Origin of the sequence: Bacteroides sp., from assembly GCF_028690125.1 — a bacterium.
Classification (GTDB): domain Bacteria; phylum Bacteroidota; class Bacteroidia; order Bacteroidales; family Bacteroidaceae; genus Bacteroides.
The window spans coordinates 1-24,558 of record NZ_JAQVBV010000027.1 but is presented as its reverse complement, the minus strand read 5'-3'; the positions used below and the strand labels follow the sequence as shown (position 1 = coordinate 24,558).

Here is a 24,558-nt window from a genome sequence, read left to right as displayed (position 1 = left end):
ATGGAAGTAGTAAATGCATTAGGCAGACGTAAACGTGCAATTGCGCGCATATTCGTAAGCGAAGGTACAGGAAAGATTACTATTAACAAGAGAGACCTTGCAGAGTACTTTCCATCAACTATACTTCAGTATGTTGTAAAACAACCATTGAACAAGCTGGGTGCTACTGAGAAGTATGACATCAAAGTAAATTTGTGTGGTGGTGGCTTTACTGGTCAGTCTCAGGCTTTGCGTTTGGCAATTGCTCGTGCACTGGTTAAAATGAATGCTGAAGATAAAGCAGCTCTTCGTGTTGAAGGTTTCATGACTCGCGATCCTCGTTCTGTTGAACGTAAGAAACCGGGACAACCGAAAGCTCGTAGAAGATTCCAGTTCAGTAAACGTTAATATCTACTGGAGGAATCTCTGGAGAGAAGTACGTTTAGTATCTAAACTACTGGGACTCATTAGACGACTACCCGGCGGTTGGTTTAGAAAAAACAAAAAAGAAAGTAAACGAATTAAAGAAAAACAAGATGTCAAGAACAAATTTTGATACTTTATTGGAGGCTGGTTGCCACTTCGGACACCTTAAGAGAAAGTGGAACCCTGCAATGGCTCCTTATATTTTCATGGAACGCAATGGTATTCATATCATTGATCTCCACAAAACAGTTGCAAAAGTAGACGAAGCTGCTGAAGCTTTGAAGCAGATTGCTAAATCTGGCAAGAAAGTTCTTTTTGTTGCTACTAAAAAACAAGCTAAACAAGTTGTAGCTGAAAAAGCTCAATCTGTAAATATGCCTTATGTAATCGAGCGTTGGCCGGGTGGTATGCTTACTAACTTCCCGACTATCCGTAAGGCTGTGAAGAAAATGGCTACTATCGATAAATTAACTAACGATGGTACCTATTCTAATCTATCTAAGAGAGAAATACTTCAGATCTCTCGTCAACGTGCAAAATTGGACAAGACTTTAGGCTCTATCGCTGACTTGACTCGTCTGCCGTCTGCATTGTTCGTTATCGACGTAATGAAAGAAAATATCGCAGTTCGTGAAGCTAACCGTCTGGGTATTCCTGTATTTGGTATCGTTGATACTAATTCTGATCCGTCAAATGTTGATTTCATAATTCCAGCTAATGATGACGCTACTAAGTCAGTAGAAGTTATCTTGGAGGCTTGCTGTGCTGCAATGCAAGAAGGTTTGGAAGAAAGAAAGGCAGAAAAGATCGATATGGAAGCTGCTGGTGAAGCTCCTGCTAACAAAGGCAAGAAGAAATCGGCTAAAGCAAGACTCGACAAATCTGACGAAGAAGCTATCAACGCAGCTAAAGCTGCTGCTTTCATCAAGGAAGACGAAGAGGCTTAATATAATAATGTGCCAATTTGCTAATGTGCAAGAGTGTATTTACATACTTGCATCTTGATTGGCAGATTGGCACATTTTTTGTTTTTGAAAATTATTATTCATTTAAATATACGAAATACTATGGCTGTAACTATGGCTGATATTACCAAGCTGCGTAAAATGACCGGAGCTGGTATGATGGATTGCAAAAATGCATTGAATGAAGCAAATGGTGACTTCGACGGTGCTATGAAAATTATTCGTGAAAAAGGACAGGCTGTTGCTGCAAAACGTTCTGACCGCGAAGCTTCTGAAGGTTGTGTACTAGCTAAAGCAGAAAACGGCTTTGGTGCTATGATCGCTTTGAAATGCGAAACGGACTTTGTTGCTAAGAACGAGGACTTTGTTAAGCTGACTCAAGATATTTTGGATGCTGCTATTGCTAACAAATGTAAGACTTTGGACGAAGTGAAAGCTCTTCCGATGGGTACAGGTACGATTGCTGATGCTGTAACAGACAGAAGCGGTATTACTGGTGAAAAGATGGAATTGGACGGATATGCAACTGTAGAAGGTACTGCTATTTCTGTTTACAACCATCAAGGCAAGAACTTCCTTTGCACAATGGTTGCATTGAATAAGGAAGTAGACCCGAAAGTAGGTCATGAAGTTGCTATGCAAATCGCTGCTATGAATCCGATCGCTATCGACGAGAAAGATGTTCCTGCTGAGATATTGGAAAAAGAAAAAGAAATTGCTGCTGATAAAGCACGTCAGGAAGGCAAACCTGAGAACATGATTGAAAAGATCGCTATGGGTCGTATCAGTAAGTTCTACAAAGAAGTTTGTTTGCTGAAGCAAGAATATATTCAGGATGCTAAAATGACAGTTGCTGAGTTCTTGAAATCTCAAGATAAAGATTTGACTGTAACTGCATTCAAACGTTTCACTTTGAGAGCTGAATAATTTCTCGAAACGAAAAATATAAAGAAAAAGCCGTCTCAAATAATTGAGGCGGCTCTTTTTATATCATTCAAATCTCATTGAAGGCTGATAAATAAAATTCAGATTTCAGAGGCTTTATCCTCCTACGCCTTTAGTTTTAACATATCCTTCTTTAATCAGCAGTTCTATAATTTTAGTTTTGAAGTCACCTTGTACAATGATCTCACCGTCTTTGGCTGAACCACCGACTCCACATTTACTTTTCAGTAATTTTCCAAGTTCCTTTGAGTCATTTTCCGTACCAACAAAACCGGTAATTAATGTTACCACTTTCCCACCCCTATTCTTTTTGTCAATGGAAACTCGGAGATTTTGTTTGGCTTTATCAAGAGTAACTTGTTCCTCATCGTCATCCATTTCGTAACTGAAGTTTGGGTTGGTAGAATATACCACATTCAATCTATCTTTCCAATCATTTTCTTTCATACCTGTTCTATTTATTTCTTTCCAAAAGTATTAAACTTCCCGAAATGCGCAAAATTTGTGTCAGTTTTCCTTGTTTTGTTTAATCTCTATTAAGGTTTTACAGTCTTGGATTGTCAGTCTCAAAAAATAGTGTACTTTTGCAAAATACCAAATTTTGTAAGCAGTATGAGCACTTCTATACGAAAAGAGGCGGATAAAGTGCCGGAGCCTACCTTGCGGAGACTTCCCTGGTATCTGTCGAATATAAAACTAATGAAGGAGAGAGGAGAACAATATGTATCTTCTACTCAAATCTCTAAAGAAATAAATATTGACGCATCTCAGATCGCCAAAGACTTGTCATATGTAGATATTTCAGGGCGTACGAGGGTAGGCTATAATGTGGATGCTTTGATTGAAGTCTTAGAGAGCTTTCTTGGATTTACGAATATGCACAAAGCTTTCTTGTTTGGCGTTGGTAGTTTAGGAGCTGCTTTGCTTCGTGATTCAGGTTTGCATCATTTCGGATTGGAAATAGTAGCTGCGTTTGATATAAATCCAGACTTAGTCGGAAAGGATCTGAATGGAATTCCTATCTTTCATTCCAATGATTTTGAGACGAAGATGCACGAATATGATGTCAATATTGGTGTGCTGACAGTTCCCATTAGTATAGCTCAAGAAATTACCGACAAGATGGTAGCCGGAGGTATTAAAGCAGTATGGAATTTTACTCCATTCCGTATTCGTGTCCCTGAGAGTATTGTGGTGCAGAATACCTCTTTGTATGCCCACTTAGCTGTTATGTTTAACCGATTGAATTTTAACGAGATTAAATAATGAAGATTATTGCAGTAGGAATGAACTATGCCCAACATAATAAGGAATTGGGACATACACAAGTAAATACGAACCCTGTAATTTTTATGAAGCCGGATTCAGCTATTCTGAAGGATGGCAAACCGTTTTTCATTCCTGACTTTTCTAATGAGATACATTATGAAACGGAACTAGTTGTTCGAATCAATCGTTTGGGCAAAAATATAGCTTCCCGTTTTGCCGATCGTTATTATGATGCTCTTACCGTAGGTATCGACTTTACTGCCCGTGACCTTCAACGGAAATTTCGTGAGCAAGGAGGTCCTTGGGAACTCTCTAAAGGATTCGACTCATCGGCTGCTATCGGAGATTTTGTTCCGGTAGGTCGCTATAAAGATATTCAAAACTTGAATTTCTCTTTAACTATCGATGGCAAGGAGGTGCAACGTGGGTGTACCGCGGATATGCTGTTTAAAGTTGATGATATCATTGCTTATGTCAGTCAGTTTGTGACACTTAAGATTGGCGACTTGCTATTTACAGGTACGCCGGTAGGAGTAGGACCTATAAGTGTAGGACAGCATTTACAAGGTTATCTTGAAGGAGAAAATTTACTTGACTTTTATGTTCGTTGAACTCATTTGCTTATAAACCTGGATTTGTAATATCTAAAAAAAGACTTGTAACTCCGAATAAGATATCTGCTGCTTTTGTTTAATTATAATTGTTCCCTTGTGGAAGGTATAGCTTCTTTATATCAAAATCTTGCCAACTATCAGAGAAAAATGTATAAGTTTGTTTGTTTTTTCTTGTACCGGTTTGGGCTTCTGTACATACTTTTTTTCTTTAAAAAAACAATAATTTTCAACTCTTTGTGTTTGGTAAGTTAGCATTTGTGAAAGAAGCAACATACAAGAATCAGGACGGGAAGCTAGGTGTGCACTATTTGTAATTGAGTAATTTATTTGTCCCATTACTTGGTTAATAGCTATGTAGATAAATGCAAGAACTATTATTCCTTTTTTTCATAACCATTCCAACATTTGTTTGTACTTTTGCAAATATAGTAAATAAAATCAGGTATTTTAAATAATAATAATGAAAATAAGAGTCGGTTTTGGCTTCGACGTACATCAATTAGTCGAAGGACGAGAATTATGGTTGGGTGGCATTCTCTTGGAACATACAAAAGGTTTGTTGGGACATTCGGATGCTGATGTGTTGATTCATGCTATTTGTGATGCATTATTAGGAGCGGCCAATATGCGGGATATTGGTTATCATTTTCCGGATACAGCCGAAGAATTTAAGAATATCGATAGTAAGATCCTTTTGAAAGAAACAGTAGACTTACTTGCTGCAAAAGGATATCGTGTGGGAAATATTGATGCAACAATTTGTGCCGAACGGCCGAAGATGAAAGGACATATTCCGTTGATGCAGGAAACATTATCTTCTGTAATGGGTGTAGATATTGATGATATATCCATTAAAGCAACTACTACGGAAAAACTAGGTTTTACCGGTCGTGAAGAAGGAATTTCAGCCTATGCTACCGTATTAATAGAAAAAGAATAAATCCTTCATTAATAAATAGATTATTTCTTTAATAATAAATGACTATGAATTTGACTTTAAGAATATTCTGGGTATTAACTTCCTTTATGATGACGACTTTCTGTTGGGCACAAAAAAGCGAACTGAAATTTAATAAAGATGGTAAATTTAAGATAGTACAGTTTACTGATGTGCACTTTAAATATAAGAATCCCGCTTCGGATATAGCATTAGAACGTATCAATCAGATACTTGATGCTGAACGACCTGATTTAGTCATTTTTACAGGAGACGTGGTTTATTCTGCCCCGGCAGATTCCGGAATGTTACAGGTTTTGGAACCGGTTAGTAAGCGTAAAATTCCTTTTGTTGTAACTTTCGGGAATCATGATGATGAGCAAAAAATGACACGAGAACAGTTATATGATATTATTCGTGAAGTTCCTGGGAATATATTACCCGATCGGGGAGATGTTGTTTCTCCAGATTATGTATTGACTGTAAAAGCTTCTTCAAATGCAAAAAAAGATGCGGCAGTACTTTATTGCATGGATTCCCATTCTTATTCTCCGTTGAAAGATGTGAAAGGTTATGCTTGGCTTACATTCGATCAGGTCGCTTGGTATCGTGAGAGGAGTGCTGCTTACACAGCACAAAATGATGGGCAACCTTTGCCTGCACTTGCTTTTTTCCATATTCCTTTATCGGAGTATAATGAAGCAGCTTCCGATGAAAATGCCATTCTTCGAGGAACCCGTATGGAAGAAGCTTGTGCTCCAAAGTTGAATACAGGAATGTTTGCAGCAATGAAAGAATCAGGAGATGTAATGGGTGTTTTTGTGGGACATGACCATGATAACGATTATGCAGTAATGTGGAAGGATGTTTTGCTAGCTTATGGCCGTTTTACAGGTGGAAATACAGAATATAATCATTTGCCAAATGGCGCCCGCATTATCGAATTAAATGAAGGTACACGTACTTTTACTTCCTGGATTCGTCAGAAAGATGGAGTTGTGGATAAAGTCTTTTATCCTTCAAGTTTTGTCAAGGACGATTGGAGAAAGCGTTGAAATTAGCAAGTTTCACGTGGCTGAGGCGTGTATATTTGATCCCGTAACTTTCATATCGACGTGATACCCGCGCAGATGCTACATACACAATTTGTCCCGGTTTGTATTCATGTTCCAGTCCTGACAATGTGCATGATACTGAACTTGGATTTTTTGATGGAAGAGTCACGATCACTAAATTTCCGCTGGCATCGTTTAAGGTTAATATCTGTTTGACATAGAATTGTGGAATATTTCCGTTTATTCTTGTTTTATATGGGTCATCTTCCAGATGTACTTGTATAACTTTCAAACTTAACTCTGTCAGTGTCTCTCTGGGTTCACCGAGATAACGGCTTTCTCGCCGTGTTTCTTTGACTCTTCGCAACATTAAGTCCAAATGTACGGAGTGATAAGCTTTAGCTATTTTTACGAATCGTTCCTGTTTGGGTATTCGTGGAGTAAATTTATAGGCAATCCAGCTAAGATATGGTGGGTCTATTTTTAAGATTTCATGCAAAAAATGACCGCGGTATTTTCCGAAAGAGATAAGGTCGTCACCATTACTTTGCATTCTCTTCTCATTATACTCTACGAGGATAAGGCAGCGTTTTGAGTAATAAAGCATTGTACTGGCCATTCGTAATGATTCATTGATATCTGGTGACAGATCGTGTATGTAAATAATAGATTGCTTTTCTAGTAGAGGAGAATATAGCCATAGTGAATAATTGGGTTTTTCCGGTGGGGGCAGTACCACGAAATAAACCCCTGCTTCTTTGAATGAAGTTCTACCTCGGTTGTATTCATTTAGTTTGGCATACAATAAGGCTTGCTCGCTTTCGGAGATACCCGGTAATTCTGGATTGGCCATAATTGTGTTTGCTTTTTAAGTATATCTCAAATATACAAATTGTTTCTTCAAAAACAAATCTTTTTACTACATAACTTGAGTTTGATGTAATTTTAGAATGGAATAAAGAACTTTTCTAGTGGTTTAAATTCAATATTAATAGAGGATTTCTTTGGCAAAAACGTATATCCTGTCAGCCTTCTAATTATGTCTGAAATGAAGTTTACGAATGAATTATCGCGTGTATGCGCTATTTGGCAAATGTTTTTGCGTCTATATACTTGACTATACCAATTGTGTATAATGACTGATTAGCCAGTTCGTAATAGTATGTCGTTTTACTTTTGATATAATATGTATACTGTGATACATTTATATTCAATAATATGTAATATGGCGCAATATAAATGTTTTTAAGTTATAATTCATGTTTGGTTTGATTATTATGGGTAAACTTCGTCATATGTGTTTAAACCATGTGATAGGAGATTCTATAATAAAATTTATATAGAATCTGATCGATTTGTAATAGATAACTTATTTGTCTTTTTGTTTTTGTCAAACACACACACCTATCTGTGTAATCTCCAAATTTAAAATTTTTATTCCGCTTAAAATGGTTTTCTGTAGCGCTATGGATCACTTGTTTTCTAATTAGCAGCCCATTCGATAAACTCTATTACCGCTTCATTTTGACACATGGAAGCAATAATTAAAGAACCACCCCATGCCATTAAAGCGGCGATGTTAGCAAAAGCCAATTTCTTTATGAAAATATCAAACTCTGAATTTCTCCAAAAATCACGTGGCGCAAGACTCATTTGAGTACACAAAGCATGAGCAATGAAAAATACGATAACTCCTATTAGTCCAAATAATCCCATGGTAGCTGAATACATCCATAACAGAATATCAGCAGCGATAATCAATCCGATATTGCATAAGAATATTAAAGTTGTAATACATCCCATAATCCTTTATTATTTATTGCGTAAGCGTTTTATTTCATCGTTGTATCTAGTAATTGAAGCTTTGAATGAAGCTATCCTTTTTTTATAACCTTCAATATTATTTAGAATGCCAGCAGTTGAATATCCTTGTTTACGTGCACTCGCCAACTGAATTTTAGCACGTGCCATATTACCCTTATCAATTTCGATATTTCGTTTTTGCTGCTCAATTCTTTCTTTTATTTTTTCAATATCTTTTTTTTTGTCTGTACTAAATAATCCCATAATAATAGTGGCTTTATAATTGATAATAATCCGAGATAAGTTCCCAGACACATTTATTTTCATGTATTGATCTTTCTTTATTTATTTCAAAGACACCGACAAAACGGTAGAATTGGAATCCGAGTTCATCCTCATCCCGAAAGAATGTTATTCGTTTTTGATTGGTGGAAGTCCATAGATTTACATGTTCTTTACGTATTTGTTGATTGGTTTTATTATATTCCCGAATGAATAAACCATTATCGAAAAGTTCATTGCTCCAAATACGATGTACACTATTAGGACACCATACTATTTCATTTTCTTTGTTTGGAATGGTAGCCCCTGCCACACGCAAGAATCCACGATGTTTGGCTTTTGCTCCGAAAATGGCAAAGGCTTCATCAATAGTACGTACATATTCGTTATCCTCTACTTTTAGATAACCTTTTTTTCGGTGATATTCTACGGATAGAGTATTACCATCATCCCAAGGTTTGAATTTGTCGCCTTGTTCTTTGATCGCTTGTTTGATTTCTTGAACGACTTCCGAGATTTGAGAGTGGATATCTTCAATAGATTTATATTTAACCGCACCATTATCTATAATATCTCCACAATCAATCACAATAGGTTTGGAATGAGTTACTTGTAGTATTTCATCATTCCGTACTTTGTCGATTTCAATCTTATTTTCAGTTTGTTTATGAAATGGCTCATTTATTTCTATGAAAATATTGAGTTGTGGTAAGTACAAGTCTGCCAGAGCATACTTGTCTTGTGTCCTTCTGATATATTGTTGAACAACAAACTTTACTCTGTCATCGTTTAGTTGATGCCAGATGCGAGTTATCACATAAGTTTCCGTCTTTTTCTTACTAATTTTAGCAAACAGACGTGTTATGTATTCTAGTTTATAGTCCACATTCTTGAGCTTTAGATTTATATCAGGTTGTTTTCAGAATAAACAACACAGCTTTAACTTTTTACTTTTTTACTTTAGTGAATTCTGATAAAGCCCTTTAGCAGAAATAAAGAAAAGAGATCTTTACTCTTATCGAGGCTACAAACCAACCTTATAACTTAGCATTTGGGACTTGAACAAATTTATCAGATTTACTAAAATTAAATAGCTTGTTTACAAGCTATTTGTAATATGTCTTTTATTCAAATATCTATTTCTTAAAACCTCTTTTTAACTTGTTTGAGTACAAAGAAAATAAAAAAGGTCGGAACGAGCAAATAAACTGAAACACAATGTACAGACTAAAGTATCCTCAAAAAGGTAGGCTCCAAAAAATCGGGTCACTTCACTTCTCATGGGGTATGTGGGGGATTTTTAAATCTTTTCCGGGAAATGCCCAAATGTATGTCTGGGAATAATAGATTCTATTATAAAGATAACTCGTATTATAAGAAAAACAAATTCTGCTGATTCTAAAATAAGGAAGTGAAAGAATTAATTTATTTTCTCCTTATAAACTTGTACATTTGTATCCATATAATCAGTAGGAAATTTGGATGAAAGAACGAAATAAGAGAGTATTGGTTGGCATGAGTGGTGGTATAGACAGCACTGCAACTTGCTTGATGTTACAAGAACAAGGATACGAGATTGTAGGAGTAACGATGCGTGTATGGGGAGATGAGCCACAGGACGCCAAGAAACTGGCTGAACGAATGGGAATTGAACATTATGTGGCAGATGAGCGTATTCCTTTTAAAGAGACCATTGTAAAGAATTTCATTGACGAATATAAAAAGGGGCGGACACCCAACCCTTGTGTGATGTGCAACCCTTTATTTAAGTTTCGTATTCTGACAGAGTGGGCAGACAGGTTGAATTGTGCTTGGGTAGCTACTGGTCATTATTCCCGATTGGAAGAGAGAAACGGTCATGTTTACATTGTTGCCGGAGATGATGATAAGAAAGACCAGTCCTATTTTCTTTGGCAGTTGAGTCAGGAAGTGCTAGCCCGTTGTATATTTCCTTTGGGAAATTATACGAAGGTGAAAGTTCGTGAATATCTTGCTGCAAAGGGATACGAGGCGAAGTCAAAAGAAGGAGAGAGTATGGAAGTTTGTTTCATAAAAGGCGATTACCGTGATTTTCTTCGTGAACAATGTCCTGAGTTGGATTGTGAAGTAGGTTCCGGATGGTTTGTTAGTCCCGAAGGGGTTAAATTAGGGCAACATAAAGGAGCACCTTATTACACTATCGGACAGCGCAAAGGATTGGAGATTGCTTTGGGCAAACCTGCCTATGTATTGAAAATCAATCCACAGAAAAATACGGTAATGCTCGGAGACGCCGAACAGCTAAAGGCTGAATATATGCTGGTTGAAGAGGATAAGATTATTGATGGATGGGAATTACTTCAATGCGAGAACCTGACCGTAAGAATACGTTACCGTAGCCGCCCATTGTCTTGCCAAGTGAAACGATTGGAAGATGGACGTTTATTGGTACACTTTCTGGAGGTAGCATCGGCTATTGCACCGGGACAATCTGCTGTATTTTACGATGGCAAACGTGTATTGGGAGGTGCATTTATAGCTTCCCAACGAGGAATCGGGCTAGTTATTTTAGAAAATGGAGTTTTTTAATAGCTTAAAATAAAGAATACTTATGAAGAAATTTGTACTATTAGCGTTTGCTTTGAATATTGTTTTAGGCGCGTCTGCTCAGTTTTCTTCCTCTGATACGCTAAAGTATCGTATTAGTTTGAAGGATAAAAAGGCAACGACCTATTCTGTAAAGAGACCTGAGATGTTTCTGTCTGCCAAGTCCATTGAGCGGAGAAAGAGACAAGGATTATCTGTTAATGTTACCGATCTGCCGGTATGTAAAAAGTATGTGGATGCTATCCGTGAAAAAGGTGTTCATATATTGGTGACCGGGAAGTGGGATAATTTTGTGACTGTTTCATGCAATGATAGTACATTGATCAATGAAATTGCAAAACTTCCTTTTGTTCGTTCTACAGAAAGGGTATGGAAGGGACAAGTAAAGAAAGCTCTCAATAGAGATTCTATAATTAATAAACCGTTGCGTACGGATAGTTTGTATGGACCGGCTATCACTCAGATTCAGATGAGTAATGCCGACCGTTTGCATGAAGCTGGTTATAAAGGACAGGGAATGACGATTGCTGTAATTGATGCCGGATTCCATAATGCAGATAAGATTGATGCGATGAATAATATCCATATTCTCGGTACACACGATTTTGTAAATCCGGAAGCTGACATCTATGCAGAGAGCAGTCATGGAATGTGTGTACTTTCATGTATGGGTATGAATCAGCCGAACGTGATGGTAGGTACAGCTCCTGAAGCATCGTACTGGTTACTGCGTAGTGAAGATGAATATTCTGAGAATTTGGTAGAGCAAGATTATTGGGCAGCAGCAATCGAATTTGCTGATAGTGTAGGAGTAGACCTTGTGAATACTTCCCTTGGTTACTATACATTTGATGATCCCACCAAAAATTATAGATATCGTGATCTGAACGGACATTATGCGTTAATGTCCCGTGAAGCAGGAATGGCGGCAGACAAGGGAATGATTGTTGTGTGCAGTGCCGGAAACTCAGGGATGGATTCATGGAAAAAAACGACGCCTCCGGGAGATGCAGAAAATGTAATCACAGTCGGTGCTATCGATAAGAAAGGTTTATTGGCTCCATTCTCGTCGATTGGAAATACTGCGGACGGACGTGTGAAACCAGATGTTGTAGCAGTTGGTCTTTGGGCTGATGTAATGGGTACAGACGGCAATCTTCGTCATGCAAACGGAACCTCTTTTTCTTCTCCAATCATGTGCGGTATGGTAGCTTGTCTCTGGCAGGCTTGTCCGAATTTGACGGCAAAAGAAATTATCAAACTGGTACGTAAGTCAGGTGACCGGTCGGACTTTCCGGATAATATCTACGGATATGGAATTCCTGATTTATGGAAAGCATATCAATCTACTATAAAGAAAAAACGATAAACACCGCGCATATGGATTCTCTTTCTCTTCTGGAACTGAATGCACTTGTACGAAGAAGTTTGGAACAATGTCTACCGGATGAATATTGGATACAAGCTGAGTTGAGCGATGTACGGTCCAATACGACCGGACATTGCTATCTGGAGTTTGTACAGAAAGATCCTCGAAGCAATAGTCTTGTAGCCAAGGCGCGCGGAATGGTCTGGAATAATATCTATCGTCTGCTGAAACCATACTTTGAGGAGGCTACCGGACAATTATTTGTTTCCGGTATCAAAGTGCTAGTGAAGGTGACTGTACAGTTTCATGAATTGTATGGTTATAGTTTGACAGTATTGGATATCGATCCTACATATACATTAGGTGATATGGCTCGCCGCCGTCGTGAAATATTGTTGCAATTGGAGGAAGAAGGAGTCTTGACGCTGAATAAGGAGTTGGCGATGCCGCTTCTTCCCCAGCGTATTGCTGTTATCTCATCTGCTACAGCAGCAGGATATGGCGATTTCTGTCACCAATTGAAACATAATGCGAGAGGATTCTTTTTCTATACGGAGCTTTTTCCTGCTTTGATGCAGGGAAATCAGGTAGAAGAATCGGTATTAGAAGCATTGGACCACATCAATGCACGCATCAATGATTTTGATGTTGTCGTTATCATTCGTGGTGGAGGAGCCACTTCCGATCTTTCTGGTTTTGATACATATTTGTTGGCAGCCGCCTGTGCACAGTTTCCATTACCGATCATTACAGGTATCGGGCATGAAAGGGATGATACAGTGCTCGATTCTGTTGCACACACGCGGGTGAAAACTCCTACGGCAGCAGCCGAGCTACTGATTCATCAAGTATCGGAAGTAGCAGAATATTTAGAAGAACTGTCCATTCGTGTTCAACAGGGAGCTTACGCATTGCTTGAACAGGAACATAGGCGGATTATTACAATTCAGACCCGTATTCCTGCACTTGTCCACCGGAAACTTTCGGATGCACGTTACTCTTTATTAACAGTCCGGAAAGATCTGGCACAGGTAATTTTCGCTTTGCTTTCACGGCATCGTCATCGGCTTGAACTGTTGCAGCAACGTGTAACCGATGCTTCGCCGGATAAACTTCTGAAACGTGGGTACAGTATCACTCTGAAAGATGGAAAAGCGGTAACGGATGCTTCTTCATTGAGATCGGGGGAAGAGCTTATAACCCGTTTGTCGAAAGGAGAAATTCGTTCCATTGTCGAATAAATTTTTTGTGATAGCTATAAGCTATTCATTTTCAACTATAAATAATATATCATCGTGGCAGCAAAAAAAGAAACATATTCCCAGGCAATAGAACGTCTTGAAAAGATCGTTCGCCAGATTGACAACAACGAACTGGATATTGACATCTTGAGCGAAAAAATCAAGGAAGCCAATGAAATTATTGCCTTTTGTACCGAAAAACTGACGAAAGTGGATCGGGAAGTCGAAAAATTATTGCAAGAAAAGAGGCAATCTGAAGAATAAAAGTTATTTTTGCGAATCAATGGATAAGAAAATAAACTAATACATAACGAAATGAAAGAAATAGACTGGGCGAATCTGTCGTTTGGATATATGAAGACAGATTACAATGTGAGAATCAATTTCCGCAATGGTGGATGGGGAGAATTAGAGGTTAGTAGTGAAGAGTACCTTAATTTGCATATGGCGGCTACCTGTCTGCACTATGGTCAGGAGGCATTTGAAGGATTGAAAGCATTCCGTGGCAAAGATGGTAAAGTACGTATTTTCCGTTTGGAAGAAAATGCTGCACGTCTGCAATCTACTTGCCAGGGAATCTTGATGGCTGAATTGCCAACGGAACGTTTCAAGGAAGCTATTTTGAAAGTAGTGAAGTTGAACGAACGTTTTATTCCTCCTTATGAAACAGGAGCTTCTCTTTATATTCGCCCATTGTTGATTGGTACAAGTGCTCAGGTGGGAGTACATCCTGCTAATGAATATATGTTCGTGGTATTTGTAACTCCCGTAGGTCCTTACTTCAAAGGTGGATTCTCTACTAATCCGTATGTTATTATCCGTGAGTTCGACCGTTCGGCACCTTTGGGAACCGGTATCTATAAAGTCGGTGGTAATTATGCTGCCAGTCTGCGTGCTAATAAGAAGGCACATGATTTAGGGTATTCCTGTGAATTTTATCTGGATGCGAAAGAAAAGAAATACATCGACGAATGTGGTGCTGCCAATTTTTTTGGAATCAAGGATAATACATATATCACTCCGAAATCTACTTCTATTCTGCCGTCTATCACAAATAAGAGTTTGATGCAATTGGCCGAAGATATGGGATTGAAAGTAGAACGTCGTCCTATTCCAGAAGAAGAACTTGCTACTTTTGAGGAAGCAGGTGCTTGTGGCACAGCTGCTGTTATTAGCCCGATTGAACGTATAGATGATCTGGAGAATGGTAAATCATATGTTATTTCCAAGGATGGAAAGCCGGGACCGATTTGTACGAAGTTGTACAATAAACTGCGTGGTATTCAGTATGGCGACGAACCGGATACACATGGATGGGTGACGATTGTAGAATAATTAATTTTATATTTAATATTATGGATACACAAAAAGTTGATATGTTTATGCTTACCAATGGAAAGAACTTTCCTGAAGAGCAGAATATGATTATTAGAGAAAAGTTATTGGAATTGGACGATACAAAGTGGCCCATAGTATCAGCTTTGCAGTTTAAAAGTACTACTGTGGCTTTGGTGCTTTCTATCTTTTTAGGAGCATATGGCATTGACCGTTTTTATCTTGGCAATGTTGGATTGGGAGTTGGTAAATTGCTTACTTGTGGCGGTCTGGGTGTCTGGGCTATTATTGACTGGTTCTTGATCAGCAAAGCTACACGCGAGGAAAATCTAAAGAAATTGCAGTTATTCCTTTAAATTGATGTCCCCAAAAGGATTCTATAAATTATGTACTTTACTTTGTGTGTGTGCATATATTGGATTATATTATCACTCATGTTTTGCTGGACAGGGAGGTTTTACCCCCTGTCTTTCAAAACTTTTTTTTCATTTGCCTTGCCCAGGTTGTGGCACTACTCGCGGTATTTTCATGTTCCTTCATGGCCAACCGTTGGATGCATTCTGTATGAATCCTAATAGTTTTCTCGTATTGTTGGCTTTGTTGGTCATGACTGTTCTACTTCTTACAGATGCTTTTACGAGGGGGAACCGATTGTATCGTCTTTATATAAATGTTGATAAATTGTTGCACAACAAGTTTCTTCTTTTTCCCTTTCTTTTCTTTGAATTACTGATTTGGGGCCGTAATATTTACATCGGGATCTAATATCTCCTTCACCTGTGGTTTTTAACAAATTCAGAATAGTTTTTGCCGTTTACATCAAAAGTAAGTAACTTTGTGCTCTAATCAGTGAAATGAGATGGGAAAGAATAAATTAGAGAAGTTTGCCGATATGGCAAGTTATCCGCACGTGTTTGAATATCCTTATTCAGCAGTAGATAATGTGCCTTTTGACATGAAGGGAAAATGGCATCAGGAGTTTTTTAAGAATGATCATCCAATAGTACTTGAACTTGGTTGTGGACGAGGTGAGTATACTGTCGGACTAGGTAAAATGTTCCCGGGAAAAAACTTCATAGCAGTTGATATCAAAGGTGCTCGTATGTGGACAGGAGCGACGGAGGCATTAAAGTCGGGAATGAAGAATGTAGCTTTTTTGCGTACTAATATTGAGGTTATTGAACGCTTTTTTGCCGAAGGTGAAGTGAGTGAAATCTGGCTTACTTTTTCTGATCCTCAAATGAAGAAAGTAACCAAAAGGCTGACTTCCACTTATTTTATGGAACGGTATCGCAAATTTTTGCAATCGAATGGAATTGTTCATCTCAAGACGGACAGTAACTTCATGTTTAGTTATACCAAGTATATGATTGAAACCAATCAATTTCCCATTGATTTTATAACAGAAGATTTATATCATTCAAACCTGGTTGATGACATTCTAGGTATCAAGACTTATTATGAACAACAATGGCTTGATCGTGGTTTAAGTATCAAGTATATCAAGTTCCGGCTTCCGCATGACGGTCAGTTAAAGGAACCGGATGTGGAAATAGAACTTGATTCGTACCGTAGCTATAATCGTAGCAAGCGGAGCGGATTGCAGACTTCGAAATAAAAAACTATAAATTATGACACTCTATCCAAAATTAATATTAGATGCGCTGGCAACAGTGCGTTATCCCGGATCGGGAAAGAATTTGGTGGAAGCGGAGATGGTTGCAGACAACCTTCGCATTGATGGTATGGCAGTTAGTTTCTCTTTGATTTTTGAGAAACCGACTGATCCTTTTATGAAATCGATGTTGAAAGCTGCTGAGACAGCTATTCATACATACGTATCTCCAGATGTACAGGTAACAATCACCACTGAGAGCAAACAGACATCTCGTCCTGAAGTTGGAAAATTGCTTCCGCAAGTAAAGAATATCATAGGCGTTTCTTCCGGTAAAGGCGGAGTAGGAAAATCTACTGTGTCGGCTAATCTTGCTGTTGCATTGGCTAAACTAGGCTATAAAGTGGGATTGCTTGATGCAGATATCTTTGGTCCTTCTATGCCAAAAATGTTTCAGGTAGAAGATGCTCGTCCGTATGCAGAACGTGTGGATGGTCGCGACATGATTATTCCGGTTGAGAAGTACGGGGTAAAGCTTTTATCTATCGGTTTCTTTGTTGATCCCGATCAGGCTACACTTTGGCGTGGAGGTATGGCAAGCAATGCTTTGAAGCAATTGATTGGTGATGCTGTCTGGGGAGATTTGGATTATTTCTTGATTGATCTTCCTCCCGGAACTAGTGATATCCACCTGACTGTTGTTCAGACATTAGCAATGACGGGTGCAATCGTTGTCAGTACTCCACAAGCGGTTGCTTTGGCTGATGCTCGTAAAGGAATTAATATGTTTACGAATGACAAGGTAAATGTTCCTATTCTCGGTTTGGTAGAAAATATGGCCTGGTTTACACCTGCTGAACTTCCCGAAAATAAATATTATCTTTTTGGCAAAGAGGGAGCTAAGAAACTGGCTGAGGAAATGAATGTACCTTTGCTTGGACAGATTCCTATTGTGCAGAGTATTTGTGAAGGTGGGGATAATGGTACACCGGTTGCGTTAGATGAAAATACAGTAACAGGTCGTGCTTTCTTGTCATTAGCTGCAAGTGTTGTTAGGCAAGTCGACCGTCGGAATGTAGAGATGGCACCAACTCAAGTGGTAGAAATGAAAAAATAGTTATTCTATTACGAATCTCTTTGAGGGATCTCTCATAATAGAAATAAGCTGTATTAAAAGAGATAACAATTTTCTCTTTTAATGCAGCTTATTTCTTATTATTATTTTAGCTTTTATTTATCCAAAGCATTCATTAATTGATCTTTGATAACTTCTACCTTAGATAATCCAGTTTCCCTATAGGATATATTTCCTTTCCGATCAATGATTAAATATGTTGGTACTCCCCGAATATTTAAGTTTTCTATTAAATAATCCCATTGATTATCTTTTACTCTGAAATGTTCTCCGTGAATATCAGGTATCATTTTATCCCAGATCTCTTTGGGGGAAGTTTCTCCAGTAATGTATAGATAGATAATATCTTTATCTTTCAGTTCTTTTTTCATTGGCATCAATGCTTTGTGTGCTCTAAGACATGGACCGCACCAAGTTGTCCAAAAATCAACCATTAACACATATCCCCGGTATTTTGAAATGATGGAGGGAAATAACTCTTCGTTTATAACTTCTCCAGCTTCATTGATTGTGAATCCACTCTTCTTTTTATTCAATTCTATGGTTTCTAGTAGTTTTTTGTTTGTTTGAGTAAGTAGTTCCGTGTAAGCAGGTGAGGAAAGCTTTTCTAATTGAACTTTCTGTTCTGCTGTCAAAGGTGTAAGATCTTTTAAAGCTGAATAAATCTTCTTAACCTCAATATAGTCAAATAAAGAACCTTTGTCTGTGCCTAATGCTTCTTTGAGGACATTTTCCTTGTCGGGTATAATATCCAAAATATTCACCATTGATGCATACCTATCATTATATAAAGCTTTAGTGGTATTGATGGATGAAAATTCCTTCAATACATTATAATATTCTTCCGGAGTATTGATCGGATTATTTTTGAAATATTCGGCAGCTTTTTCTCTATCCAGCTTATTGATTTTTATATATGCATATTCTAAATCTCTGATTGTGGTAGCAATGCAGAATGTTGCTATAATATCTAATTGAATGTTTAATAGTTCTTTGCAAGCTTCACTATATTTAGATTGTGCAATCTTTTTTCGGATTGTTGGAATAGATTTCAATATATAATTTTTATATTCCTCTGCACTTTTTCCGGCAATAGCCTTGAGGTGAGCCATGTAATCATGATCTCCTAGTGTCATATCTAAATCTACTGTTAAGAACTCTTGTTGTAAACTAGCGAGATAACCTTTAAAATAGGCAGTAGCTCCGTAACTTTTTGTTTTCTTTTGTAAGCGCGATTGCTGACGGCAAAGCTCTTTAGGATTTATCGTAAGATATGTTTCTTCATGTGGAGCTACAAGACATAATACGTTGCCGTAAGGGAAAGTTAGTGCAACATTTGTAACTGTTGGAATTCCTATTTCTGTTTGGAAGGTCCCATCTGCATTGATTTTAAGATAACTTGTGTTGTCCTCTCTGAAAGCAGGGTTGAATACATGTATTCTACATTCGCTTGGCATATCTTTTTGATAATCCAGAATTCTTCCTTTCAATACAGCTGTTCCATAAGATAGTTTTGGAATGGGTAAAGCTGCTTTTTTGTTAATCTTGTGTACAATAACTTCTTGTGGTAATTTTTGCTTTTCAAATGCTTTTTTGTTGAGCTGAATTCCCCAAATCTTAGATGCTTTTTCATCATTTCCTTCTATAAAATCGACAAAAGTGACATTTTTAGGTAGCGGTGGAAAAATGAGTTGAAATTCGGCTTCTCCGGATTCTGGCATCCAAAATTCTTTATCTAGTGTAATGCCAATTCCTTTACGGATTGGATATAAGTTTCCATTATTATCTTTGAGAATGCTTCCTGCATCAATCTTTATCCAATGTTTGGGCTCATAAAATGCTTTGATATATATAGTTGTGGATGTATCACTAAGGACAATCTTTTCAATTTCGAGAGTGGTTGAATTCCAAGCAGTAAAAGGAGGACATTCAATAACTCTATCTTTTGCTTGTACCATACAGAGAGTACAAAACAGAAAACTCATAATCCATGTGACTTTTCTCATAAGTATTATATTTAATGTAGTACAAATATAATTAAATATTTGTACTTTTTCCCATTATAACAGAAAAAAGGACAATATATAAAGTATTGTCCTTTTCTAGTTCTTTTTTGAAAGAAGTTTTATTTTTATATCTATAACCTATTGCAAGCGGAATGTAATGGGTAATGTAAATTCTACATTGACAGGTTGTCCTTTGTCTTCTCCCGGCTCCCATTCTGGCATTGTACTCACTACGCGGATAGCCTCTGCATCTAAATGAGGCGATACACTTTGTTGTACGTTTATATTTGATATTTTGCCATCCTTCCCGACAGTCATCCTTAAAATCACTTTACCTTGTTCTTTATTTTTCTGCGCGATTGTCGGATATTTGATACTTTTGGCTAAGAATTGCATTAAGGCCGCTTCGCCTCCCGGAAATTTGGGCATCTTTTCTATTGTATCAGCGACAGGTTCTTCTTTGGATGTTTCGGTTGGGGCATAACCTACAACCACCACTTCTGATAGAACAGCTTTTTTCACTTCTTCTAATGGCAGAGATGGGCTCACATTTCCGGTTAGTGCAGTCAATTTTGTTTCTGCCGTTGGACCGCTCAGCCGGAACATAATAGGAACTGTATATTTTACCCTGACCGTTTTGCCACGTTGCTGACCGGGAATCCACTTGGGCATACTTGAAATGATTCTTTCGGCTTCTTTGTCGAGATAAGGATCTACGTTGTTTATAGCTTTTATGTCTGATATGCTACCGTCTTTTCCAACAACAAATTGTACGATTACCCGTCCTTGAGTTCCTTTTGCGTGAGCTACTGTAGGATATTTTATGTTTCTTCCCAGAAACTGCATAAATGCCTTTTGCCCTCCTGGAAATTGAGGCATTTGTTCTACAACTTCGAAAACAACATCTTCCGGAATAGTGTCTTTGGTAGCAGCTATTTCCGTTTGTTGAGCTACCTTTTGTTGTTGTGGTTTCGCAATTTTGGGAGTTTCGGATTCTTGTATTTGTGGAATCGTTACTTCTGCCGGAGAAGGAGTAGATTGCACAAATACTTCATCTATCATTTCCTTTGCAAATTTTGTGGTAGTGCGTGCCACCACCTCAATATTGCTGACAATCATCAACAGTATTGCTAATGGAAGAAACATTAGATATTTTGTTCTTCCTATTCCTTTTGTTCTTCTTTTGTTCATCATTTTGATTCGATTTTTGAGTGGTAAAACATTGAAACTATTAGATAAATTTGCTGCAGCCTTGTGATGAGCCAATCCCAATAAATGGTACTGGTATGATTTACTGTCATGTCCGGTTTTTAATACTTGATGGTCTGCCATATATTCCAGATTGCTTCTGACTTCGCGTTTCATCAACCAAATAAAGGGATTAAACCAACAAGCGATGGATATTATTTCGCTGATAAGTACATCTGCTGAGTGGTATTGGCGGGCATGAGTTTTCTCGTGAGTGATTATTTCACTAATTTCCGATTCCGTATGAGTAGGTGGGTAGATAAATATCCAATTAAAAAAAGAAAATGGTCCACTTTCCTTCTTTAAAAGATGGATATTTGTACCTTGTATATTACTTTTTGAACATTGAAAATGTAATCGTATGATACTGCCTAATTGAATCAGAAAACGTAGTAAAAGAAGTAATAGAACTCCCCAATAAACGTATTCCAGAATTAATGTAAGTAGCTCTTGCCAATTGAAATTTGTTTCCGGCGACATTACTATTGTCTGTTCTGGCAGTATGATCGTTGCATAAAGATCCGCCATTGCTACCATAGGTTCATTGGCCTTTATCCATTCTTGTATATTCAGCAGAGGATAAAGGATAGATATTGCAAAGAAACAGAGCAGAGCCGTCCGTCGCCACCGGAAGAAGGTGTCTTTATAAAAGAACAACCGATAGAATGCGTAGAACAATGCAATTGCTACGTTAATCTTTAGAAAATAAGTAAGTTCCGGAGTCATGGCAAAATATATTTTTATTTATTTTCTTCTTTTCCTTTCTCTATCAGGTCAATGATATCTTTTAAGTCATTGGCCGAAATCTTATTGTCTTTAGCAAAGAAGGAAACCATTTCCTTATATGAGTTTTCAAAGTAGTTGCGCACTACTCCGCTCATAAAATGACGTTTATACTCATTTTCGCGGATAGCGGGAGTATATTCATAAGTGTTGCCTACACGCTTGGGTTTTACATATCCTTTGCGTTCGAGGTTTTTTACGATGGATGCTACAGTTGTATAAGGGGGCACTGGCTGTGAAAACTTAGCTACGATGTCTTTTACGAAACAACTTTGTAACTCCCAAATGTAGATCATTACTTCTTCTTCTTGTATGCTTAACTTTTCCATGGAGATATTTGTTTAATTACGAATCTTTCGCAAATCTACGAATTATTCGTAATCAAGCAATAGATAGCAGGTTAAATATTGCAAATGTATTGAATATGTGTCAATGTTTTAAAGGGGAATGTGATTGAGTCTGGAAAGTGGTATTATTATCATTAGTAAATATGATTGGGTTGGAAACTGATGACTTATTTTCACAGGAAAACTGCTACATAAGTCTTTTTTATATAAAATAAATCAAATACCTTTGTACCTGAAAAACGAATATTAAATAAAAGGTGCATTTCATTATTTAAAAAGTAATGAAAGTCTTCCCTGCACTTATGGATTTATAAACAATGCTGACCAAGGGGAAGAGGAAAGCAAGAAAAACTGAAAGATATGAAAAAAGGTTTGATTTTCGTGCTATTTGCACTTATTTCTATCGTTTCTTATTCACAGACTTCTTGGAATGCCAAAGTTGGTATGAACATGAGTAACTTTACTACTGATGGTTGGGATATGAAAGTTGGTTTCCAAGCCGGTGTTGGTATGGAGTATCAATTCACTGAAATGTGGTCTATCCAACCTTCTTTGATGTTTACTACTAAAGGAGCTAAAGTTAGTGGTGTAAAAGCTACTCCTATGTATTTGGAATTACCAGTATTTGCTGCAGCTAGATTTGCAGTTGTTGATAATCAAAATGTAGTAGTTAAAGTGGGTCCGTATTTTGCTTGTGGTGTTGCCGGTAAATATAAAATTGGAGATGTTAAGACTGATTTCTTTGGAGACAATGGTGCAAACAGATTTGATTGTGGACTGGGTGTAGGTGTTGCTTATGAAATTGACCGGATTTTCTTTGATTTGACTGGTGAATTTGGATTGACCAAGCTTGGTGATTCTGACGGTTCTGCAAAAAATATGAACTTTACTATTGGTGTAGGTTATAAGTTCTAATGATTAGTATACTTATTATACTATATTTATAAAAAATCCCTTGTTCGATTGAGCAAGGGATTTTTATTTTCTAGATATATTTGTACGTCTGCAGGTTTTAGGTCTTGTAGACTGTAGTTCTCTAAAGATGAAGATTGGAAAAATTATTCTTCCTTCATGATACTTTTTTCTTTCAATTCTCTATATCTCTCAATTGCATGTTTCCGACTCATCATGATTTGCCACCGATATACCAGGCAGGTGGTTATAAAATAGATTCCGGCCTGTATCCACAAAGCTTTATACTCAAAGGCAACTTCACTAAGAGTAGCTCCCATATTGTTGATCTTTACAAAACCATTGATTCCGAAAGTTGATGGAAACAGGTAAGAAACATATTTCCAAAAAGGAGGGATGGCTGCTCCGGGCCATGAAATCCCCGAAATAAATAATAAAGGTACTGATGTGAATACGAAGATCAACATACAGGTTTCCCGGTTGCGAATGGCGATAGACGCTGTCATTGCAAAGAAAATACAAGCCGCTAAATAGGGGAACACAAACAACACCAAGGCTTCTGGTTGTCCTATCTGGTTGAGGCTGAACAAACGGGGGACGACGAAAAGAACATAGAATGACACCAGTATATAAACCATGAAATAACTGAGTCCTTTTCCTAATACAATTCGTAATGTTCCGTTGTAATGTCGGTTGATAGGAACAAGGTCTTTAAAGCGGTTGTGCTCACGGGCAGTTCCGGCAGCAAGTCCGATACCTAATAATAATGTTTGCTGAATAATCAAGACCAGTACCGCAGGGATTAAAAAAGCAGCAAAGCCGGTAGTCGGATTGAAAATAGAGATTTCTTCGTATTCAATCGGGTAAGCTGTAATCTCGTCTTGCCGTTCCGTTGTATTTCCGCTTCGGGCTATTTTGATATCTTTGTTCATGTTCAATGAAACGGCTGTATTGGCGAGTAGCATGGACTTATAGTATAACAGTCCGCTCATGTCACAGTAAATACTGACTTGAGTTTGTTCGCCTTTGGCAATGTTATTACTGAAATCAGAAGGTATATAAATGATTCCATATGCACGTCTGTTCTTGAGCATTTGCTTAGCTTCTTCCATGTCCGCACAGTATGAAACAATTTGTATATCTGGTGTAGCGTCTACTTTGCGGAGATATTCACGACTTAAAGAAGAGTGTGAATCGTCTACTACAACCGCGGGAACTTCACGAACCACTTCATTGTCATAAATGAAACTATAAACCAGAGGATAACCCAATGGGACTAGGAGGAAGAATATCAGTACTCCCTGGTCACGGAAAGTCGTCTGAAACTCATGTTTCCAGATATAAAACAGGTCATTGATGCCTTGGGCTATCTTATCTTTTAATTTTATATCTTTCATTTAGGGTATATATTTATAGTAAATCAATGCTTCTTTCAGTCGGTGAACCACAAAGAAAGGAAGCATCATAAATATTAGCAATGCCATATAGTTAGACCATGAATAAGCCATGCTATATCCGTTTAATGCCTGATCGACATAAATCAGGAAGTAATGACGTAGTGGGAATAAGTTGCTTAGTGCCTGAAGAACAGGATGCATCGCCATGACCGGAAATGAAAATCCGGAGATGGAGAAAGAGATGACTCCCCATAATGAAGCGAAGCTCAGTCCCAGTCGTAAGGTAGGTAGTGTTCCTATCATGACAAT

26 protein-coding genes and 1 pseudogene are annotated in these 24,558 nt (G+C 37.7%); 17 read left to right on the top strand and 10 right to left on the bottom strand.

From position 1 onward, the window contains the following. From rpsI to tsf, 3 genes are all read left to right on the top strand, one after another. Positions 1–387, top strand: coding sequence for a 30S ribosomal protein S9 (rpsI, locus tag PHO71_RS16385; protein ID WP_300205361.1), 387 nt, complete (start codon positions 1–3; stop codon positions 385–387). A 128-nt stretch (positions 388–515) separates the two neighbouring features. Continuing rightward, the gene (gene rpsB, locus PHO71_RS16380) at positions 516–1,352 is read left to right on the top strand and encodes a 30S ribosomal protein S2 (protein WP_300205359.1); all 837 of its coding nucleotides are present in this window, start codon (positions 516–518) and stop codon (positions 1,350–1,352) included. Positions 1,353–1,472: 120 nt separating this feature from the next. After that, on the top strand, positions 1,473–2,297 hold the full coding sequence (gene tsf / locus PHO71_RS16375) for a translation elongation factor Ts (RefSeq protein ID WP_300205357.1): 825 nt from the start codon (positions 1,473–1,475) through the stop codon (positions 2,295–2,297). A 114-nt stretch (positions 2,298–2,411) separates the two neighbouring features. Here tsf and PHO71_RS16370 read toward each other — a convergent pair whose 3' ends face one another. Then, positions 2,412–2,762, bottom strand: a complete 351-nt coding sequence (locus PHO71_RS16370; RefSeq protein WP_300205355.1) for a translation initiation factor — start codon at positions 2,760–2,762, stop codon at positions 2,412–2,414. Between the two features lie 165 nt (positions 2,763–2,927). Here PHO71_RS16370 and PHO71_RS16365 point away from each other — a divergent pair, with 165 nt between their 5' ends. The 4 genes from PHO71_RS16365 (at position 2,928) to PHO71_RS16350 (ending at position 6,190) form a co-directional block, all read left to right on the top strand. Beyond that, positions 2,928–3,581: a redox-sensing transcriptional repressor Rex gene (locus PHO71_RS16365; RefSeq protein ID WP_300205353.1), complete on the top strand. Its 654-nt coding sequence runs from the start codon at positions 2,928–2,930 to the stop codon at positions 3,579–3,581. Continuing rightward, positions 3,581–4,195 (top strand): fumarylacetoacetate hydrolase family protein, encoded by a 615-nt coding sequence (locus PHO71_RS16360; RefSeq protein ID WP_300205351.1) that lies wholly within the window; start codon positions 3,581–3,583, stop codon positions 4,193–4,195. The genes PHO71_RS16365 and PHO71_RS16360 overlap by 1 nt, the downstream gene beginning before the upstream one ends. Positions 4,196–4,658: 463 nt before the next feature. After that, positions 4,659–5,138 carry a 2-C-methyl-D-erythritol 2,4-cyclodiphosphate synthase gene (ispF, locus tag PHO71_RS16355; RefSeq protein ID WP_300205349.1) on the top strand — a complete coding sequence of 160 codons (480 nt, stop codon included), beginning with the start codon at positions 4,659–4,661 and terminating at the stop codon, positions 5,136–5,138. Positions 5,139–5,182: 44 nt separating this feature from the next. Beyond that, positions 5,183–6,190 carry a metallophosphoesterase family protein gene (locus PHO71_RS16350; RefSeq protein WP_300205347.1) on the top strand — a complete coding sequence of 336 codons (1,008 nt, stop codon included), beginning with the start codon at positions 5,183–5,185 and terminating at the stop codon, positions 6,188–6,190. On the opposite strand, the gene PHO71_RS16345 is transcribed toward PHO71_RS16350, so the two are convergent. The 4 genes from PHO71_RS16345 to PHO71_RS16330 form a co-directional block, all read right to left on the bottom strand. Continuing rightward, the gene (locus PHO71_RS16345) at positions 6,165–7,043 is read right to left on the bottom strand and encodes a hypothetical protein (protein WP_300205345.1); all 879 of its coding nucleotides are present in this window, start codon (positions 7,041–7,043) and stop codon (positions 6,165–6,167) included. The genes PHO71_RS16350 and PHO71_RS16345 overlap by 26 nt on opposite strands. A 629-nt stretch (positions 7,044–7,672) precedes the next feature. Continuing rightward, the gene (locus tag PHO71_RS16340; protein WP_300205343.1) at positions 7,673–7,993 is read right to left on the bottom strand and encodes a hypothetical protein; all 321 of its coding nucleotides are present in this window, start codon (positions 7,991–7,993) and stop codon (positions 7,673–7,675) included. A gap of 9 nt (positions 7,994–8,002) precedes the next feature. Next, on the bottom strand, positions 8,003–8,257 hold the full coding sequence (locus PHO71_RS16335; protein WP_300205341.1) for a hypothetical protein: 255 nt from the start codon (positions 8,255–8,257) through the stop codon (positions 8,003–8,005). 13 nt (positions 8,258–8,270) lie between these two features. Further along, positions 8,271–9,161 carry an AbaSI family restriction endonuclease gene (locus PHO71_RS16330; protein WP_300205339.1) on the bottom strand — a complete coding sequence of 297 codons (891 nt, stop codon included), beginning with the start codon at positions 9,159–9,161 and terminating at the stop codon, positions 8,271–8,273. A 596-nt stretch (positions 9,162–9,757) separates the two neighbouring features. On the opposite strand from PHO71_RS16330, the gene mnmA reads away from it, so the two are divergent. From mnmA to PHO71_RS16290, 9 genes are all read left to right on the top strand, one after another. Further along, positions 9,758–10,843, top strand: coding sequence for a tRNA 2-thiouridine(34) synthase MnmA (mnmA, locus tag PHO71_RS16325; protein WP_300205338.1), 1,086 nt, complete (start codon positions 9,758–9,760; stop codon positions 10,841–10,843). A gap of 22 nt (positions 10,844–10,865) precedes the next feature. After that, the gene (locus PHO71_RS16320) at positions 10,866–12,230 is read left to right on the top strand and encodes a S8 family serine peptidase (RefSeq protein WP_300205336.1); all 1,365 of its coding nucleotides are present in this window, start codon (positions 10,866–10,868) and stop codon (positions 12,228–12,230) included. Between the two features lie 11 nt (positions 12,231–12,241). Beyond that, positions 12,242–13,471 carry an exodeoxyribonuclease VII large subunit gene (xseA, locus tag PHO71_RS16315; protein WP_300205440.1) on the top strand — a complete coding sequence of 410 codons (1,230 nt, stop codon included), beginning with the start codon at positions 12,242–12,244 and terminating at the stop codon, positions 13,469–13,471. A 54-nt stretch (positions 13,472–13,525) separates the two neighbouring features. Then, positions 13,526–13,735: an exodeoxyribonuclease VII small subunit gene (xseB, locus tag PHO71_RS16310; RefSeq protein WP_300205334.1), complete on the top strand. Its 210-nt coding sequence runs from the start codon at positions 13,526–13,528 to the stop codon at positions 13,733–13,735. Between the two features lie 51 nt (positions 13,736–13,786). Beyond that, the gene (locus PHO71_RS16305) at positions 13,787–14,806 is read left to right on the top strand and encodes a branched-chain amino acid aminotransferase (RefSeq protein ID WP_300205332.1); all 1,020 of its coding nucleotides are present in this window, start codon (positions 13,787–13,789) and stop codon (positions 14,804–14,806) included. Between the two features lie 20 nt (positions 14,807–14,826). Beyond that, a complete protein-coding gene (locus PHO71_RS16300; RefSeq protein WP_300205330.1) occupies positions 14,827–15,162 on the top strand; it encodes a TM2 domain-containing protein in 336 nt (111 codons plus the stop codon). 4 nt (positions 15,163–15,166) lie between these two features. Further along, on the top strand, positions 15,167–15,571 hold the full coding sequence (locus tag PHO71_RS26250) for a DUF2752 domain-containing protein (RefSeq protein WP_367279911.1): 405 nt from the start codon (positions 15,167–15,169) through the stop codon (positions 15,569–15,571). Between the two features lie 94 nt (positions 15,572–15,665). After that, positions 15,666–16,424, top strand: a complete 759-nt coding sequence (gene trmB, locus PHO71_RS16295) for a tRNA (guanosine(46)-N7)-methyltransferase TrmB (protein WP_300205328.1) — start codon at positions 15,666–15,668, stop codon at positions 16,422–16,424. Positions 16,425–16,437: 13 nt separating this feature from the next. Beyond that, positions 16,438–17,538, top strand: coding sequence for an Mrp/NBP35 family ATP-binding protein (locus tag PHO71_RS16290; RefSeq protein WP_300205326.1), 1,101 nt, complete (start codon positions 16,438–16,440; stop codon positions 17,536–17,538). A 113-nt stretch (positions 17,539–17,651) separates the two neighbouring features. Here PHO71_RS16290 and PHO71_RS16285 read toward each other — a convergent pair whose 3' ends face one another. The 3 genes from PHO71_RS16285 to PHO71_RS16275 form a co-directional block, all read right to left on the bottom strand. Beyond that, entirely contained in the window at positions 17,652–19,562 is a 1,911-nt protein-coding gene (locus PHO71_RS16285) for a TlpA disulfide reductase family protein (RefSeq protein WP_300205324.1), read from the bottom strand. A 138-nt stretch (positions 19,563–19,700) separates the two neighbouring features. Then, positions 19,701–21,536, bottom strand: coding sequence for a M56 family metallopeptidase (locus tag PHO71_RS16280; RefSeq protein WP_300205322.1), 1,836 nt, complete (start codon positions 21,534–21,536; stop codon positions 19,701–19,703). 14 nt (positions 21,537–21,550) lie between these two features. Next, on the bottom strand, positions 21,551–21,922 hold the full coding sequence (locus PHO71_RS16275) for a BlaI/MecI/CopY family transcriptional regulator (protein WP_300205320.1): 372 nt from the start codon (positions 21,920–21,922) through the stop codon (positions 21,551–21,553). A gap of 378 nt (positions 21,923–22,300) precedes the next feature. On the opposite strand from PHO71_RS16275, the gene PHO71_RS16270 reads away from it, so the two are divergent. Further along, complete coding sequence (locus tag PHO71_RS16270) at positions 22,301–22,855, top strand: porin family protein (protein WP_300205318.1); 555 nt, start codon at positions 22,301–22,303, stop codon at positions 22,853–22,855. 143 nt (positions 22,856–22,998) lie between these two features. On the opposite strand, the gene PHO71_RS16265 is transcribed toward PHO71_RS16270, so the two are convergent. Both PHO71_RS16265 and PHO71_RS16260 read right to left on the bottom strand, forming a co-directional pair. Beyond that, positions 22,999–24,249 carry an ABC transporter permease gene (locus PHO71_RS16265; RefSeq protein WP_300205316.1) on the bottom strand — a complete coding sequence of 417 codons (1,251 nt, stop codon included), beginning with the start codon at positions 24,247–24,249 and terminating at the stop codon, positions 22,999–23,001. Then, positions 24,250–24,558, bottom strand: a pseudogene (locus PHO71_RS16260) (ABC transporter permease); the annotation flags it as partial. It lies immediately after the preceding gene.

Bases quoted from the DNA above. Each gene is read 5' to 3' on its own strand.
- rpsI (WP_300205361.1), top strand. From the start codon at position 1: ATGGAAGTAGTAAATGCATTAGGCAGACGTAAACGTGCAATTGCGCGC.
- rpsB (WP_300205359.1), top strand. From the start codon at position 516: ATGTCAAGAACAAATTTTGATACTTTATTGGAGGCTGGTTGCCACTTC.
- tsf (WP_300205357.1), top strand. From the start codon at position 1,473: ATGGCTGTAACTATGGCTGATATTACCAAGCTGCGTAAAATGACCGGA.
- PHO71_RS16370 (WP_300205355.1), bottom strand. From the start codon at position 2,762: ATGAAAGAAAATGATTGGAAAGATAGATTGAATGTGGTATATTCTACC.
- PHO71_RS16365 (WP_300205353.1), top strand. From the start codon at position 2,928: ATGAGCACTTCTATACGAAAAGAGGCGGATAAAGTGCCGGAGCCTACC.
- PHO71_RS16360 (WP_300205351.1), top strand. From the start codon at position 3,581: ATGAAGATTATTGCAGTAGGAATGAACTATGCCCAACATAATAAGGAA.
- ispF (WP_300205349.1), top strand. From the start codon at position 4,659: ATGAAAATAAGAGTCGGTTTTGGCTTCGACGTACATCAATTAGTCGAA.
- PHO71_RS16350 (WP_300205347.1), top strand. From the start codon at position 5,183: ATGAATTTGACTTTAAGAATATTCTGGGTATTAACTTCCTTTATGATG.
- PHO71_RS16345 (WP_300205345.1), bottom strand. From the start codon at position 7,043: ATGGCCAATCCAGAATTACCGGGTATCTCCGAAAGCGAGCAAGCCTTA.
- PHO71_RS16340 (WP_300205343.1), bottom strand. From the start codon at position 7,993: ATGGGATGTATTACAACTTTAATATTCTTATGCAATATCGGATTGATT.
- PHO71_RS16335 (WP_300205341.1), bottom strand. From the start codon at position 8,257: ATGGGATTATTTAGTACAGACAAAAAAAAAGATATTGAAAAAATAAAA.
- mnmA (WP_300205338.1), top strand. From the start codon at position 9,758: ATGAAAGAACGAAATAAGAGAGTATTGGTTGGCATGAGTGGTGGTATA.
- PHO71_RS16320 (WP_300205336.1), top strand. From the start codon at position 10,866: ATGAAGAAATTTGTACTATTAGCGTTTGCTTTGAATATTGTTTTAGGC.
- xseA (WP_300205440.1), top strand. From the start codon at position 12,242: ATGGATTCTCTTTCTCTTCTGGAACTGAATGCACTTGTACGAAGAAGT.
- PHO71_RS16305 (WP_300205332.1), top strand. From the start codon at position 13,787: ATGAAAGAAATAGACTGGGCGAATCTGTCGTTTGGATATATGAAGACA.
- PHO71_RS16300 (WP_300205330.1), top strand. From the start codon at position 14,827: ATGGATACACAAAAAGTTGATATGTTTATGCTTACCAATGGAAAGAAC.
- PHO71_RS26250 (WP_367279911.1), top strand. From the start codon at position 15,167: ATGTCCCCAAAAGGATTCTATAAATTATGTACTTTACTTTGTGTGTGT.
- trmB (WP_300205328.1), top strand. From the start codon at position 15,666: ATGGGAAAGAATAAATTAGAGAAGTTTGCCGATATGGCAAGTTATCCG.
- PHO71_RS16290 (WP_300205326.1), top strand. From the start codon at position 16,438: ATGACACTCTATCCAAAATTAATATTAGATGCGCTGGCAACAGTGCGT.
- PHO71_RS16285 (WP_300205324.1), bottom strand. From the start codon at position 19,562: ATGAGAAAAGTCACATGGATTATGAGTTTTCTGTTTTGTACTCTCTGT.
- PHO71_RS16280 (WP_300205322.1), bottom strand. From the start codon at position 21,536: ATGACTCCGGAACTTACTTATTTTCTAAAGATTAACGTAGCAATTGCA.
- PHO71_RS16275 (WP_300205320.1), bottom strand. From the start codon at position 21,922: ATGGAAAAGTTAAGCATACAAGAAGAAGAAGTAATGATCTACATTTGG.
- PHO71_RS16270 (WP_300205318.1), top strand. From the start codon at position 22,301: ATGAAAAAAGGTTTGATTTTCGTGCTATTTGCACTTATTTCTATCGTT.
- PHO71_RS16265 (WP_300205316.1), bottom strand. From the start codon at position 24,249: ATGAAAGATATAAAATTAAAAGATAAGATAGCCCAAGGCATCAATGAC.